This is a genomic window from Streptomyces sp. NPDC058401 (genome assembly GCF_042722885.1).
GTDB lineage: Bacteria > Actinomycetota > Actinomycetes > Streptomycetales > Streptomycetaceae > Streptomyces.
Genome location: NZ_JBHXKA010000074.1, coordinates 1 through 13,044 on the forward strand (window position 1 = coordinate 1; position 13,044 = coordinate 13,044).

Annotated in this window: 13 protein-coding genes; 8 read left to right on the plus strand and 5 right to left on the minus strand. The window is 71.4% G+C overall.

The annotated features are described in order from the left end of the window. Positions 1–2,193, minus strand: a 2,193-nt coding sequence (locus ACFWNV_RS24955; RefSeq protein WP_383951095.1) for a transglycosylase domain-containing protein, incomplete at its 3' end; no start/stop codon positions are given. A gap of 386 nt (positions 2,194–2,579) precedes the next feature. Between ACFWNV_RS24955 and ACFWNV_RS24960 the strand changes: the two genes are divergently transcribed. Then, positions 2,580–2,930, plus strand: coding sequence for a WhiB family transcriptional regulator (locus tag ACFWNV_RS24960; RefSeq protein ID WP_327254199.1), 351 nt, complete (start codon positions 2,580–2,582; stop codon positions 2,928–2,930). 29 nt (positions 2,931–2,959) lie between these two features. Here the strand turns inward: ACFWNV_RS24960 and ACFWNV_RS24965 are convergent, their stop codons facing one another. Together ACFWNV_RS24965 and ACFWNV_RS24970 are read right to left on the minus strand one after the other, a co-directional pair. Beyond that, positions 2,960–4,372 (minus strand): ArsA family ATPase, encoded by a 1,413-nt coding sequence (locus tag ACFWNV_RS24965; RefSeq protein ID WP_383951097.1) that lies wholly within the window; start codon positions 4,370–4,372, stop codon positions 2,960–2,962. Then, on the minus strand, positions 4,369–5,349 hold the full coding sequence (locus ACFWNV_RS24970) for an ArsA family ATPase (protein WP_383951100.1): 981 nt from the start codon (positions 5,347–5,349) through the stop codon (positions 4,369–4,371). The genes ACFWNV_RS24965 and ACFWNV_RS24970 overlap by 4 nt, the downstream gene beginning before the upstream one ends. 76 nt (positions 5,350–5,425) lie before the next feature. Here ACFWNV_RS24970 and ACFWNV_RS24975 point away from each other — a divergent pair, with 76 nt between their 5' ends. The 4 genes from ACFWNV_RS24975 to ACFWNV_RS24990 all read left to right on the plus strand — a co-directional run bounded on the left by ACFWNV_RS24975 (position 5,426) and on the right by ACFWNV_RS24990 (position 8,160). Beyond that, on the plus strand, positions 5,426–5,590 hold the full coding sequence (locus ACFWNV_RS24975; protein WP_112447450.1) for a DUF4177 domain-containing protein: 165 nt from the start codon (positions 5,426–5,428) through the stop codon (positions 5,588–5,590). After that, the gene (locus ACFWNV_RS24980; protein ID WP_250745361.1) at positions 5,587–6,060 is read left to right on the plus strand and encodes a RidA family protein; all 474 of its coding nucleotides are present in this window, start codon (positions 5,587–5,589) and stop codon (positions 6,058–6,060) included. The genes ACFWNV_RS24975 and ACFWNV_RS24980 overlap by 4 nt, the downstream gene beginning before the upstream one ends. A 286-nt stretch (positions 6,061–6,346) precedes the next feature. Beyond that, positions 6,347–7,318 (plus strand): NUDIX hydrolase, encoded by a 972-nt coding sequence (locus ACFWNV_RS24985; RefSeq protein ID WP_383951104.1) that lies wholly within the window; start codon positions 6,347–6,349, stop codon positions 7,316–7,318. Beyond that, positions 7,315–8,160 carry an MBL fold metallo-hydrolase gene (locus ACFWNV_RS24990; RefSeq protein ID WP_383951107.1) on the plus strand — a complete coding sequence of 282 codons (846 nt, stop codon included), beginning with the start codon at positions 7,315–7,317 and terminating at the stop codon, positions 8,158–8,160. The genes ACFWNV_RS24985 and ACFWNV_RS24990 overlap by 4 nt, the downstream gene beginning before the upstream one ends. 16 nt (positions 8,161–8,176) lie before the next feature. On the opposite strand, the gene ACFWNV_RS24995 is transcribed toward ACFWNV_RS24990, so the two are convergent. Together ACFWNV_RS24995 and ACFWNV_RS25000 are read right to left on the minus strand one after the other, a co-directional pair. Continuing rightward, positions 8,177–8,986, minus strand: a complete 810-nt coding sequence (locus ACFWNV_RS24995; RefSeq protein WP_383951110.1) for a nucleotidyltransferase domain-containing protein — start codon at positions 8,984–8,986, stop codon at positions 8,177–8,179. Positions 8,987–9,055: 69 nt separating this feature from the next. Then, positions 9,056–9,730: a Crp/Fnr family transcriptional regulator gene (locus ACFWNV_RS25000; protein ID WP_003981529.1), complete on the minus strand. Its 675-nt coding sequence runs from the start codon at positions 9,728–9,730 to the stop codon at positions 9,056–9,058. Positions 9,731–10,127: 397 nt separating this feature from the next. Here ACFWNV_RS25000 and nth point away from each other — a divergent pair, with 397 nt between their 5' ends. The 3 genes from nth to ACFWNV_RS25015 all read left to right on the plus strand — a co-directional run bounded on the left by nth (position 10,128) and on the right by ACFWNV_RS25015 (position 13,015). Continuing rightward, positions 10,128–10,937 (plus strand): endonuclease III, encoded by an 810-nt coding sequence (gene nth, locus ACFWNV_RS25005; protein ID WP_383951114.1) that lies wholly within the window; start codon positions 10,128–10,130, stop codon positions 10,935–10,937. 115 nt (positions 10,938–11,052) lie between these two features. After that, positions 11,053–11,799, plus strand: a complete 747-nt coding sequence (locus ACFWNV_RS25010) for an NUDIX hydrolase (protein WP_383951117.1) — start codon at positions 11,053–11,055, stop codon at positions 11,797–11,799. Between the two features lie 13 nt (positions 11,800–11,812). Then, on the plus strand, positions 11,813–13,015 hold the full coding sequence (locus ACFWNV_RS25015; protein ID WP_383951167.1) for a MarP family serine protease: 1,203 nt from the start codon (positions 11,813–11,815) through the stop codon (positions 13,013–13,015). Positions 13,016–13,044 lie beyond the last annotated feature (29 nt).

Here is a 13,044-nt window from a genome sequence, read left to right on the forward strand (position 1 = left end):
ACCGGTGGGTCCGGCGGCGGTACCGCCACCGGGCCGGCCGTCACCGGGCTTGCCGTCGCGGCCCGGCTTGCCGGGCTTGTTGGGCTTGCCGGTGCTGGGCTTGCCGCCCGCGGCGGGGCTCGGGGTGTCGGGGATGTTCACCGTGGTGAAGCCCGGGGCCTCGCGGCCGGAGAGCGCGCCGGAGACGGCCTGCTTCCAGATCGGGCCGGGCAGGCCACCGCCGAAGACCTTGTCGTAGTACTGGCCGCCGATGGTGATGTTCTCCATCGACACCTGCTTGGCGCCGCCGGAGCCGACCCAGGTCGCGCCGGACATGTTCGGGGTGTAGCCGACGAACCAGGCGTTGTAACGGCTGTCGGTGGTACCCGTCTTGCCCGCGCTCTGCCGGTCGGTCAGACCCGACTGCTGGCCCGTACCGGAGTCGACCACGCCGAGCAGCAGCGTGTTGATGGTGTCGGCGGTCCGCTCGGTCATCGCGCGGCCGCACTTGGACTTCGGGACCGTCAGCGCCTTGGCGTGCGAGTCGGTGATCGACTCGATGGCGACCGGGGTGCAGTACACGCCGCGGTTGGCGAAGGTGGCGTAGGCGTTTGCCATGGTCAGCGGGGACATGCCCTGACTGCCGAGCGCGATGGCGGGGACCTCGGGGAGCTTGGCGCCGTCGGCCTGGATCACGCCGAGCTTGGCGGTCATCTCGGTGACGGGGCACAGCCCGATCTCGGAGATCATCTCCACGAAGTACGTGTTGACCGACTTGGCCATCGCGTCCTTCATCCCGTACGGGCCGACCTCGGACTCGGTCTCGTTCTCCACCCGCGCGGGCGGGCGTTCGGTGTTGACCCAGGGCTTGTCGCCGCAGGTGCGCACCGGGCTCGGGTAGTCCATGTCGTACGGGGACTGGTACATCTTCGTCGGCGGCAGTCCGCCTTCGATGGCCGCGGCCGCGACGAAGGCCTTGAAGGTGGAGCCGGTCGGGAAGCCGAAGTTCGAGCCGCCCATCTTCTTGTCCACCGAGAAGTTGATCTGGGTCTCGTTCTTGCCGAAGCCGTACGGCTTGGACTGCCCCATCGCGAGGACCCGCCCGGTGCCGGGCTGGACGAGGGTGACGGCCGTGGCGACCTTGTCGTCCTGGTCCACGTGGTCCTTGATGGACTCGTTGACCGATTCCTGCGACTGCGGGTCCAGGGTCGTGCGGACCGTCAGGCCGCCCTGGTTCCAGACCTTCGCCCGCTCCTCGCGGGTCTTTCCGAAGGCGGTCTCGTCCAGGAAGGTGTTGCGCACGTAGTCGCAGAAGAAGCCCGCGCCCTTGACGGCGGTGATGCAGCCGTTCTTCGGCTTGGTCACCTTCAGCTGGAGCGGCTTCGCCTTCGCCGCGTCCGCCTCGGCCTGCGAAATATCCTTTATGTCGGCCATGCGCTGGAGGACGATGTTGCGGCGCTTCGTCGCCTCCTGCGAGTCGTTCACCGGGTCGTACCGGCTCGGCGACTGCACCACGCCGGCCAGCATCGCCGACTCGTCCAGGGTCAGGTCCTTGGCGGGCTTGCTGAAGTAGCGCTGGGCGGCGGATTCGATTCCGTACGCCTGCTGCCCGAAGTAGGTGATGTTGAGGTAGTTCTCGAGGATCTTCTTCTTCCCGAGCTCCTCCTCGACCTGGATCGAGTACTTCAGCTCGCGGATCTTGCGGCCGAGGCTCTTCTCCTGCGCCTCGCGCACCTTCGTCTCGTCGTCGCCGGCCTCTTCGACGAAGACGTTCTTCACGTACTGCTGCGTCAGCGTCGACGCGCCCTGGGCCGCGCCGCCCTCCTGGGCATTGCGGTTGACCGCACGCAGGATGCCCTTGAGGTCGATCGCCCCGTGCTCGTAGAAGCGGGAGTCCTCGATCGCGACGATGGCCTTCTGCATGTACGGGGAGATGGCCGTGATGGGGACCACCTGCCGGTCACGCGAATAGACCGTGGCGATCAAGCCACCTTCGGAGTCCAGAATCGTGGTGCGCTGACTCAACGGAGGTGTCTTGAGATTGGCCGGGATCTCATCGAACCCCTCGACCGTGCCCTTGGCCGCGAGCCCCAGGGCGCCTGCGCCCGGGATCGCGATGCCCGCAAGTACAACTCCGGAGAGAACGGACACACCGAGGAACTTGGCGGCCTGCTGTGGCCCCGTGAGCCCGCCGCCCGAGCGCTTCTTTCCCATAGAGGGCAGCCTACGTTCTCATTCGCCGGACACGCGCGAATGCCTTGGCCTAAGCTGTCCTCAACTGTCACAGCAGTGCGGTGGGACATCAACCCCTCGGCTTGTTTTTCACCCTTCCCGAATGGGGTGGACGCATGTCCGAATCTCGCCTCCTGTGATCAGCACGCCCCGTCGATTTCACCCAAATCGCCGGAATGGTCGGGCATGTCGCAGGATCACTCCGTCGGGTGATCTGCCGCTTACCCATAGTCCGTTCGGACCATTCAAGATTGGGCCCGTCGGGGGTGTTGCACTGTGCCCGCCTTCCGTAACGTCCTCAACTGGCAGCGGTGAATATGCCGCTACCGCCGTGGGGGAGCCTCGATTCGGGAGAGGACGGCGCCGGGATGGGCTGGGTTACCGACTGGAGTGCGCAGGCAGCCTGCCGCACTACCGATCCGGATGAACTGTTCGTTCAAGGAGCGGCACAGAACAGGGCCAAGGCGGTGTGCACCGGATGTCCGGTGCGGACCGAGTGCCTGGCCGACGCGCTCGACAATCGTGTCGAGTTCGGAGTATGGGGCGGAATGACCGAGCGGGAACGACGTGCGCTGCTGCGCCGGCGTCCCACCGTCACCTCGTGGCGGCGCTTGCTCGAAACCGCCCGCACGGAGTACGAGCGCAGTACGGGCATCCTCACCATGGATGCCGACGAGGAGATCGACGTTCCGTACGAGGCGTACCTGGCAGCCGGGTAGACCACCCGGGCACCATGTCGTAGGAACGCCTAAGCTCCGGCCGGAACCCCGGCCGCGAGTCGCTCTCCGATGGCCCGCAGCCCGGCGAGGTCGTGTACGTCGCCGGGCAGGGCGGCCACTTCGGCCACCGCCACCTCGGGGTGCAGCGAGGTGAAGCGGTCACGCGTGCGCTGTTCGCGCGCGATGACCTGCATGCGCTCCGCGTGCAGGCGCAGCAGCCCTGCCGTGATCACGTCCACGTCGGCGTCCGCGTAGGCGTGCGCATCGTCGTCCGCGTCTGTCTCAGCGGCGGCGTGCGCGCCCGTGTCCGCGGCGGCGTCCGTGTCCGCGCCGGCTTCTACGGTGTCGGCGCCGGTCTCTCGCGCCGTGCGGGCGGCGGTGTCGGTGTCGGTCTCCGGGTCGGTGTCCGTGGAGTCACGAAGTCCAGCTTTCCCGGACTCCTGATCCACAATGCCGCCTTCTTCAAGATTCTCCGCGGCGGCCAACGCCCGCTCCGCGGAGAGCTGTCCGGCGGCGCTGCCGTGCACCCGGTTCAGTACGAGCCCGGCCAGCGGCATCCGCTCCGCGGCCAGCCGCTCCACGAAGTACGCGGCCTCGCGCAACGCGTCCGGTTCGGGCGCGGAGACCACGAGGAACGCCGTACCGGGAGCCTGGAGGAGCTGGAAGGTCGCGTCCGCGCGGGTGCGGAAGCCGCCGAACATCGTGTCCATGGCGGCCACGAAGGTCTGCACGTCCTTCAGCAGCGAGGCACCCATCAGCTTGCTCAGCGTGCCCGTCATCATCGACATGCCGACATTGAGGAACTTCATCCCCGCCCGGCCGCCCACCTTCGCCGGAGCCATCAGCACCCGGATGAACTTCCCGTCCAGGAAGGACCCCAGGCGCCCCGGTGCGTCCAGGAAGTCCAGCGCGGACCGGCTCGGCGGAGTGTCCACGATGATCAGGTCCCAGTCGTCCCGGGCCCGCAGCTGCCCCAGCTTCTCCATCGCCATGTACTCCTGCGTGCCCGCGAAGCCGGCCGACAGGGACTGGTAGAAGGGGTTGGCGAGGATGGCCTGCGCGCGCTCCGGGTCGGAGTGGCCCTCGACGATCTCGTCGAAGGTCCGCTTCATGTCGAGCATCATGGCGTGCAGTTCGCCGCCGTCACCGCCCTCGGGGCCCCGTACGCCCTTCACCCGGCGCGGGGTGTTGTCGAGCGAGTCGATCCCCATCGACTGGGCCAGCCTGCGCGCCGGGTCGATGGTCAGGACGACCACCGTGCGCCCGCGCTCGGCCGCCCGTACCCCGAGCGCCGCGGCGGTGGTGGTCTTGCCGACCCCGCCCGCCCCGCAGCACACGATGATCCGGGTCTGCGGATCGTCCAGCAGCCGGTCGACGTCCAGCCGCGGCGGAGCCTCCATCGTCCCCTCCATCGTCGCCTCCGTCGTCCCGGTCCCGCTCATTCCCCGCCCACCTGCTTCCGAAGCTCCGCGGCGAGCCCGTAGAGCCCGGCCAGGTCCATCCCCGCGCCGAGCAGCGGGAGTTCGTACGTCGGCACGTCCAGCCCCGCCAGGACGGTGCGCTGGGCGCGCTCCAGCTCCACCCGGCTCGCGTGCTCCGAGGCCTGCGCGAGCAGCGGGTCCACCAGCCGCTCGGCCGGCCCGCCGCGCCGGGCGCTGCCGAGGCCGGCCCGGGACAGCGCCCGGGACACGTCGGAGCGCCGCTCGCCGGCGGCGGCGCGCAGCGCGTCCTCGTCGAGGTGGTGCGGCCGGACCATGTTGACGATGACCCGCCCCACCGGCAGGCCCGCCTGCCGGAGCTCGGCGATCCCGTCGGCGGTCTCCTGCACGGGCATCTCCTCCAGCAGCGTGACCAGGTGCACGGCCGTCTCGGGGGACTTGAGCACCTTCATGACGGCCTGGGCCTGGTTGTGGATCGGCCCGAACCGGGCCAGGCCCGCCACCTCGTCGTTGACGTTCAGGAAGCGGGTGATCCGCCCGGTCGGCGGAGCGTCCATGATCACGTGGTCGTAGACGAACCGCCCGGCCTTGTCCTTGCGCCGGACCGCCTCGCAGGCCTTGCCCGTCAGGAGCACGTCCCGCAGCCCCGGCGCGATGGTCGTCGCGAAGTCGATGGCGCCGAGCTTCTTGAGGGCGCGGCCGGCCGAGCCGAGCTTGTAGAACATCTGGAGGTAGTCCAGGAGCGCCCGCTCCGCGTCGATGGCGAGCGCGTAGACCTCCCCGCCGCCCGAGGCGACGGCGATCTTCCGGTCCTCGTAGGGGAGCGCCTCCGCCCCGAAGACCTGGGCGAGGCCCTGCCTGCCCTCGACCTCCACCAGAAGAGTCCGCCTGCCCTCGCGTGCGAGGGCGAGCGCGAGTGCCGCGGCGACCGTGGTCTTGCCGGTGCCGCCCTTGCCGCTGACCACCTGGAGCCTGCTCACAGGGCCCGAGCCTAATTCCTCCCGGGCGGCGGCGGTGGTGGCGGGGCCCCGCACGGCAGGCACTACGCTCGCTCCCATGACCAAGAAGTTCGAATACGCGACCGTCCCGCTGCTGGTCCACGCCACCAAGCAGATCCTGGACACCTGGGGCGAGGACGGCTGGGAGCTCGTCCAGGTCGTCCCCGGCCCGAACAACCCCGAGCAGCTCGTGGCCTACCTGAAGCGGGAGAAGGCGGCATGAGCGGAGTCGTCGAGGCGAGGCTGGCCGAACTCGGCCTGACCCTGCCCGAGGTCGTCCCGCCGCTGGCCACGTACCAGCCGGCCGTGCGGTCGGGTGCCTACGTGTACACCGCGGGCCAGCTCCCGATGGTCAAGGGCAACCTGCCCGTCACGGGCAAGGTCGGCGCCGAGGTCTCGGCGGAGCAGGCCAAGGAACTGGCCGCGACCTGCGCGCTGAACGCGCTCGCCGCGGTGAAGTCCGTCGTCGGCGACCTCGACAAGATCGCTCGCGTCGTGAAGGTGGTGGGCTTCATCGCCTCCGCCCCCGACTTCACCGCCCAGCCGGGCGTGTTGAACGGCGCGAGCGAGCTGCTGGGCGCCGTCCTCGGCGACAAGGGCGTCCACGCCCGCAGCGCGGTCGGCGTGGCGGTCCTCCCGCTGGACGCCCCGGTCGAGATCGAGATCCAGGTCGAACTGGTCCCGGGAGCCTGACCTCGGCGTCTGCCCCGGCAGAGGCCTGAATTGCCCCGGAGGGGCTGAATCTTGCCCGTCAGGGCAAATTCAGCCCCTCCGGCGTTTGAGGAGCGGGGTCTGGGGCGGAGCTCCAGGGCGGTCCGGGCGCAGCCCGGGGAACGGGCGAAGGGCGGGTCGGGGACTGGTCCCGCGCAGCGGCGCATCCGCAGCGGCGCATCCGCATCCGCAGCCGGCGACGGCCCCGCGCAGCGGTGCTCGGGGGCCACCCCTCGAACATCGGCCCGGATGCCCGTAGCATCCCGCCATGCCGAATGGTCAGTACGGTCAGCAAGAGACCTCCGCCGGAGGTCAGTGGTACCCGCCGGAGTGGCCCGACCGCATCCGCGCACTCGCGGACGGCACCCTCACCCCGGTGGAACCACGGCGCGCCGCCACCGTGATGCTGCTGCGCGACACCCCCGAGGGCCCCGCCGTGCACATGCTGCGCCGCCGGGTCGAGATGGCCTTCGCCGGAGGCGCGTACGCGTACCCCGGCGGCGGGGTGGACCCCCGCGACGAGGACCACCTCATCGGCTGGGCCGGCCCGAGCCGCGGCGAGTGGGCCGAGCGGATGGGCACCGACCCCGCCACCGCGCAGGCGATCGTCTGCGGAGCCGTCCGCGAGACCTTCGAGGAGGCCGGGGTGCTGCTCGCGGGCGAGTCCGCGGACACCGTCGTCGGAGACACCACCGGCGAGGACTGGGAGGCCGCCCGCGCGGCCCTGGTCGCCCGTGAGCTGTCCTTCGCCGAGTTCCTCGACCGCCGGGGCCTGGTCCTGCGCTCCGACCTGCTCGGTGCGTGGGCCCGCTGGATCACCCCGGAGTTCGAGCCGCGCCGGTACGACACCTGGTTCTTCGTCGCGGCCCTCCCCGAAGGGCAGCGCACCCGCAACGCCTCCACCGAGGCCGACCGCACGGTCTGGATCCGCCCCGCCGACGCCGCCGCCGGCTACGACAAGGGCGAGCTGCTGATGATGCCGCCCACCATCACCACCCTGCGCTCCCTGGAGCGGTACGGGAGCCCCGCCGAGGCCCTCGCCGCGGCCGGGGCCCAGGACCTGACCCCGGTCCTCGCCCGGGCCGCCCTGGAGGACGGGGAGCTCGTGCTCAGCTGGCCGGGCCACGACGAGTTCACCAAGCGCGTCCGCCTGACGGCACCCGGCACCCCGGGGCATGCCACCCCGGGCCAGGGCCCCGCGGCCCAGGGCCCCGCGAACCCGGGAGGAGCCCCCGCATGACGGATGCCGCCGCCCTGCCCGGCCAGCCCCGCGGAATGGTCGCCTCCGGACCGGCCACCGCCCGCGCGGTGAACGTCCTGGCCCCGAACGCCTCCCCGATGACCCTCGACGGCACCAACACCTGGCTCGTCTCCGAGCCCGGCTCCGGCCTGGCCGTGGTGATCGACCCCGGCCCGCTGGACGACGTACACCTGCGCGCGGTGATCGCCGCCGCCGAGAAGGAGGGCAAGCGGGTCGCGCTCACCCTCCTCACCCACGGACACCCCGACCACGCGGAGGGCGCGGCCCGCTTCGCCGAGCTGACCCGGACGAAGGTCCGGGCCCTGGACCCGGCCCTGCGCCTCGGCGACGAGGGCCTGGCCGCCGGGGACGTCATCCGCACGGGCGGTCTGGAACTGCGCGTGGTCCCGACGCCGGGGCACACCGCGGACTCGCTCTGCTTCCACCTGCCGGCCGACCGGGCGGTCCTGACCGGCGACACGATCCTGGGGCGCGGCACCACCGTCGTCGCGCACCCCGACGGGCGGCTCGGCGAGTACCTGGACTCCCTGCGCCGGCTGCGCTCGCTGACGGTCGACGACGGGGTCCACACCGTGCTCCCGGGGCACGGGCCGGTCCTGGACGACGCGCAGGGGGCGGTGGAGTTCTACCTCGCCCACCGGGCGCACCGCCTCGCGCAGATCGAGACGGCGGTCGAGAACGGCCTGACCACCCCCGAGGCGGTCGTCGCGCACGTCTACGCGGATGTGGACCGGTCCCTGTGGCCGGCCGCGGAATGGTCCGTACGCGCGCAGCTGGAGTACCTGAAGGAGCACGGGCTGATCCCCGGGGCCCCGGAGTGAGCGGGCCGCAGGGGGGCTAGCCCGTCGGCCGGGCCGTCTTCGTCCCGTGCCGGGCCGTGTACTCGTCCGCGAGCCACGGGCCGAGGTCCTCGACGCAGGCGCGCAGTACGTCCGGGTCCGCGACCGGGGCCAGCGCGGCGGCGGCCGCGGCGCGCATCTGCTCGGCGCGCTCGGGGTAGTACTGCGCGAACACGTCCGCCGACTCGGTGAGGTCGCTGGTCCAGCCGCCCCAGCGCGGCATGACGAGGGTGAACCCGGTGCGCACGAGGTGCCGCGAGAGGCCCCGGCACAGCTTCCGGTGCTCCTCCGGGGTGGCCGCCGCCCGGATCCGCTCGCGCATCCGGGGCAGCAGCTCGGCGAGGTCGCCGTTGGTCTCGCGGGCGAGCAGGCTGTCGGGACGGTAGCGGGGCAGGTGCTCGGCCAGGTCCGCGCCGAGCAGCGGGGTGCACAGGCAGGCGAGGAACCAGCCCAGGTCGTAACGTTCCGCCTCGCTCAGCAGCCGGTCCTTGCCGTACAGCAGGACCCCGACCCCGTCGATCTGCGCGAACTCCTCGTCGAGGCCCCGCGCCAGTGCCTCGGTGGTGTCGCGGTCCTCGTCGCCGGGCGCGTGGTGCAGGGCGATCAGCAGGTCGAGGTCGGACCGCCCGGGCCGGGCCGTGCCGCGCGGCACGGACCCGTAGAGGTAGGCGCTGTGCAGCCGTCGCCCGTACGCCTCCCCGATCCGCTCCCGCGCGGCGGCGACGAGCCCCCGGAACTCGGCCCGCACCTGCCCGAGCGACCCTTCACGCTCGAAGTACCCGTACGCATCGAGGCCCCTGTGCTCCATGGGTCCACTGTGCACAACAAAAGGGGCCCCGCCCACCTGGGCAGGACCCCTCAACGGAGACGACGAAGGTCAGCGCGACCGCTTCGCGAGCCGCTCCACGTCCAGAAGGATCACCGCACGCGCCTCCAGGCGGAGCCACCCGCGTCCCGCGAAGTCGGCCAGTGCCTTGTTCACGGTCTCGCGCGACGCGCCGACGAGCTGGGCCAGCTCCTCCTGCGTGAGGTCGTGCACGACGTGGATGCCCTCCTCCGACTGCACGCCGAAGCGGCGCGACAGGTCGAGGAGCGCACGGGCCACGCGGCCCGGCACGTCGGAGAAGACCAGGTCGGACATCTGGTCGTTGGTCTTGCGCAGGCGCCGCGCGACGGCGCGCAGCAGCGCGGTCGCCACCTCGGGCCGGGCGTTCAGCCAGGGCTGGAGGTCTCCGTGACCCAGACCGAGCAGCTTGACCTCGGTCAGCGCGGTGGCGGTGGCGGTGCGCGGGCCCGGGTCGAACAGCGACAGCTCGCCGATCAGCTCACCGGGGCCGAGGACGGCCAGCATGTTCTCACGGCCGTCCGGGGAGGTGCGGTGCAGCTTCACCTTGCCCTCGGTGACGACGTAGAGCCGGTCACCGGGGTCGCCCTCGTGGAACAGGGCGTCACCACGTGCGAGGGTCACCTCGCCCATGGAGGCGCGGAGCTCCGCGGCCTGCTCGTCATCGAGCGCCGCGAAGAGCGGGGCACGCCGCAGTACGTCGTCCACGAGTCTCTCTCCTATGTCGACCAGCCAGGGGATCGCTCCCCCATTTTGCCGGACGGCTCAAACAGTGCGATCAATCACGTTCATCACAAGGATGCCGGACGTACGGGTGTGCTGTGCGGCGAGAGGCCGATCGGGATGGTGTTACCTCAGGTCCGGGGGTGTCGTCGCCGCCGTGTCCCGGACCGGCCGGGTGTCCAACAGGCCGGTGAGAGCACAGGCCAAGGGGTCCGGGGGAGTGACGGCCACAGTGAATTCAGCCGTGGGCGAACATGGCCCGGTGGGAGCCCTCCCGGAGCAGTCAGCCCCGTTTCAGGGCAAAACTTGGGCCAAGAAACCCCGTCCGGGCGGAGGTCACGTCCGGCCACGGGCGGAGGGCTGTGCGGCGTAGCCTTCGGGGATGGCAGAGAGCAAGGTCAAGAAGGCCGGGGCGAAGCCGGAAAGCCATCTGGCGATGGTGCGGCGGGCGCGCAGGATCAACCGTGAGCTGGCGGAGGTCTACCCGTACGCGCACCCGGAGCTCGACTTCCGCAACCCCTTCGAGCTGCTGGTCGCCACCGTCCTGTCCGCGCAGACCACCGACCTGCGCGTGAACCAGACGACCCCGGCCCTCTTCGCCGCGTACCCGACCCCCGAGGACATGGCCGGAGCCGATCCGGAGGCGCTGGAGGAGATCATCCGGCCGACCGGCTTCTTCCGGGCCAAGGCCAAGTCCCTGCTCGGCCTCTCGCAGGCGCTGCGCGACAACTTCGGCGGTGAGGTGCCGGGCCGGATCGAGGACCTGGTGACGCTGCCCGGAGTGGGCCGCAAAACGGCGAACGTGGTCCTCGGCAACGCCTTCGGCGTCCCCGGGATCACCGTCGACACCCACTTCGGCCGGCTGGTGCGGCGCTGGAAGTGGACCGAGCAGGAGGACCCGGAGAAGGTCGAGGCGGAGATCTGCGCGATCTTCCCGAAGAGCGAGTGGACGATGCTCTCGCACCGCGTCGTCTTCCACGGCCGCCGGATCTGCCATTCCCGCAAGCCCGCCTGCGGAGCCTGCCCGATCGCCCCGCTCTGCCCGGCCTACGGGGAGGGCGAGACCGACCCGGAGAAGGCGGCGAAGCTCCTGAAGTACGAGAAGGGCGGCCAGCCGGGCCAGCGCCTGACCCCGCCCCCGGACTACCCGGGCCTCCCGGCGCCGGCGAAATCCGGCCCCGCAGGCGTGTGAGGCGCGGGGTCCGGGGCTGAGCCCCGGCAGCGGAGCCGCACGCGCAAGGAACGAATCGCCACCCGCACCGCGTTTGGCCGTGTGGGGAAACGCAGAAGCACGGACAGGGGTGCCTATGACAGAGGCCACGCAGAACCGCCGGGCGGGCACCGCCGCGCACGGGGCCCCGTACGACACACAGCGCGGCCGGCGCGGAAGCATCGAGCTGCACACCCAGGGCCTGCCCGGCTGGCTGGATCCCGTCGTCGAGGCGGCCCGGACGGTCCGGCCCACCCAGCTCAGCCGGTTCCTGCCGCCGGAGGACGGCCGCGGCCGACAGTCCGCGGTGCTGATCCTCTTCGGCGAGGGCCCCCGCGGCCCCGAGCTGCTGCTGATGGAGCGCGCCGGCACCCTGCGCTCGCACCCCGGCCAGCCCTCCTTCCCCGGCGGCGCCCTCGACCCCGAGGACGGCGACCCGCACACCACCGGCCCGCTGCGCGCCGCGCTGCGCGAGGCCGAGGAGGAGACCGGCCTGGACCCGGACGGGGTCCAGCTGTTCGGGGTGCTGCCCCCGCTCTACATCCCGGTCAGCGAGTTCGTCGTGACCCCCGTGCTCGGCTGGTGGCGCGCCCCCAGCCCGGTCGGCGTGGTCGACCCGGCGGAGACCGCCCGCGTCTTCACGGTGCCCGTGGCCGATCTCACGGACCCCGAGCACCGGGTCACCGTCGTCCACCCCGGCGGCTTCCACGGCCCCGCCTTCACCGTGGAATCGGCTCTGGTCTGGGGTTTCACCGCCGGGGTGATCGACCGGATCCTGCACTTCGCCGGTTGGGAGCGTCCCTGGGACCGGTCTCGGGAAGTCCCGCTCGACTGGCGCTCATGAGACGGTGACCCCTGTGAACGTGCTGGACATCTTGTTGCTGCTCGCCGCCGTATGGTTCGCGATCGTCGGCTACCGCCAGGGCTTCGTCGTCGGCATCCTGTCGGTGATCGGCTTCCTCGGCGGTGGTCTCATCGCCGTGTCCCTGCTGCCCCTGATCTGGGACCGGGTCACCGACAACGGCACCCAGGTCTCCACCACGGTCGTCGTCATCGCCGTGGTCGTGATCATCATCTGTGCCTCGATCGGCCAGGCGCTGACCACCCATCTGGGCAACAAGCTCCGGCGCCACATCACGTGGTCCCCGGCCCGCGCGCTCGACGCGACGGGCGGCGCCCTGGTGAACGTGGTCGCGATGCTGCTGGTGGCCTGGCTGATCGGGTCCGCGCTCGCCGGTACGTCACTTCCCACGCTGGGCAAGGAAGTCCGCAGCTCCAAGGTGCTCCTCGGCGTCTCCCGGGTGCTCCCGGGGCAGGCGAACACCTGGTTCTCGGACTTCAGCTCCACCCTGGCCCGCAACGGCTTCCCGCAGGTCTTCAGCCCGTTCTCCAACGAGCCGATCACCGAGGTCCAGCCGCCCGACCCGCTGCTGGCGCGCAGCCCCGTGGCCGAGGCCGCCAAGCAGTCCATCGTGAAGGTCGTCGGTACGGCGCCCGCGTGCAGCAAGGTGCTGGAGGGCACCGGCTTCGTCTTCGCGCCGGGCAAGGTGATGACCAACGCGCACGTCGTCGGCGGGGTCGGCGAGCCGACCGTGCAGGTCGGCGGCGAGGGCAAGCTCTACGACGGCAAGGTCGTGCTCTACGACTGGGAGCGCGACATCGCCGTCCTGGACGTGCCCAAGCTGAAGGCGCCCGCGCTGGAGTTCACCGACAAGGACGCGGCGAGCGGCAGCGACGCCATCGTCGCGGGCTTCCCGGAGAACGGCTCGTACGACGTGCGCTCGGCGCGCGTCCGCGGCCGGATCAACGCCAACGGCCCGGACATCTACCACCGCGGAACCGTGCGGCGGGACGTCTACTCGCTGTACGCGACGGTCCGGCAGGGCAACTCCGGCGGCCCGCTCCTGACGCCCGAGGGCAAGGTGTACGGGGTCGTCTTCGCGAAGTCGCTCGACGACCCCAACACCGGTTACGCCCTGACCGCGGACGAGATCCGCGAGGACATCCGGAACGGTGCGACGGCGGACCGGCGGGTCGACAGCCAGGGCTGCGCCCTCTGAGCCCTGGCGGAGCCCTACGGGAGCCCGTG

Excerpts from the sequence above, each read along its gene's own strand:
- ACFWNV_RS24975 (WP_112447450.1), top strand. The coding sequence starts at position 5,426 with ATGACCAAGAAGTTCGAATACGCGACCGTCCCGCTGCTGGTCCACGCC.
- ACFWNV_RS24990 (WP_383951107.1), top strand. The coding sequence starts at position 7,315 with ATGACGGATGCCGCCGCCCTGCCCGGCCAGCCCCGCGGAATGGTCGCC.
- nth (WP_383951114.1), top strand. The coding sequence starts at position 10,128 with ATGGCAGAGAGCAAGGTCAAGAAGGCCGGGGCGAAGCCGGAAAGCCAT.
- ACFWNV_RS24980 (WP_250745361.1), top strand. The coding sequence starts at position 5,587 with ATGAGCGGAGTCGTCGAGGCGAGGCTGGCCGAACTCGGCCTGACCCTG.
- ACFWNV_RS24995 (WP_383951110.1), bottom strand. The coding sequence starts at position 8,986 with ATGGAGCACAGGGGCCTCGATGCGTACGGGTACTTCGAGCGTGAAGGG.
- ACFWNV_RS24960 (WP_327254199.1), top strand. The coding sequence starts at position 2,580 with ATGGGCTGGGTTACCGACTGGAGTGCGCAGGCAGCCTGCCGCACTACC.
- ACFWNV_RS24965 (WP_383951097.1), bottom strand. The coding sequence starts at position 4,372 with ATGAGCGGGACCGGGACGACGGAGGCGACGATGGAGGGGACGATGGAG.
- ACFWNV_RS25010 (WP_383951117.1), top strand. The coding sequence starts at position 11,053 with ATGACAGAGGCCACGCAGAACCGCCGGGCGGGCACCGCCGCGCACGGG.
- ACFWNV_RS24985 (WP_383951104.1), top strand. The coding sequence starts at position 6,347 with ATGCCGAATGGTCAGTACGGTCAGCAAGAGACCTCCGCCGGAGGTCAG.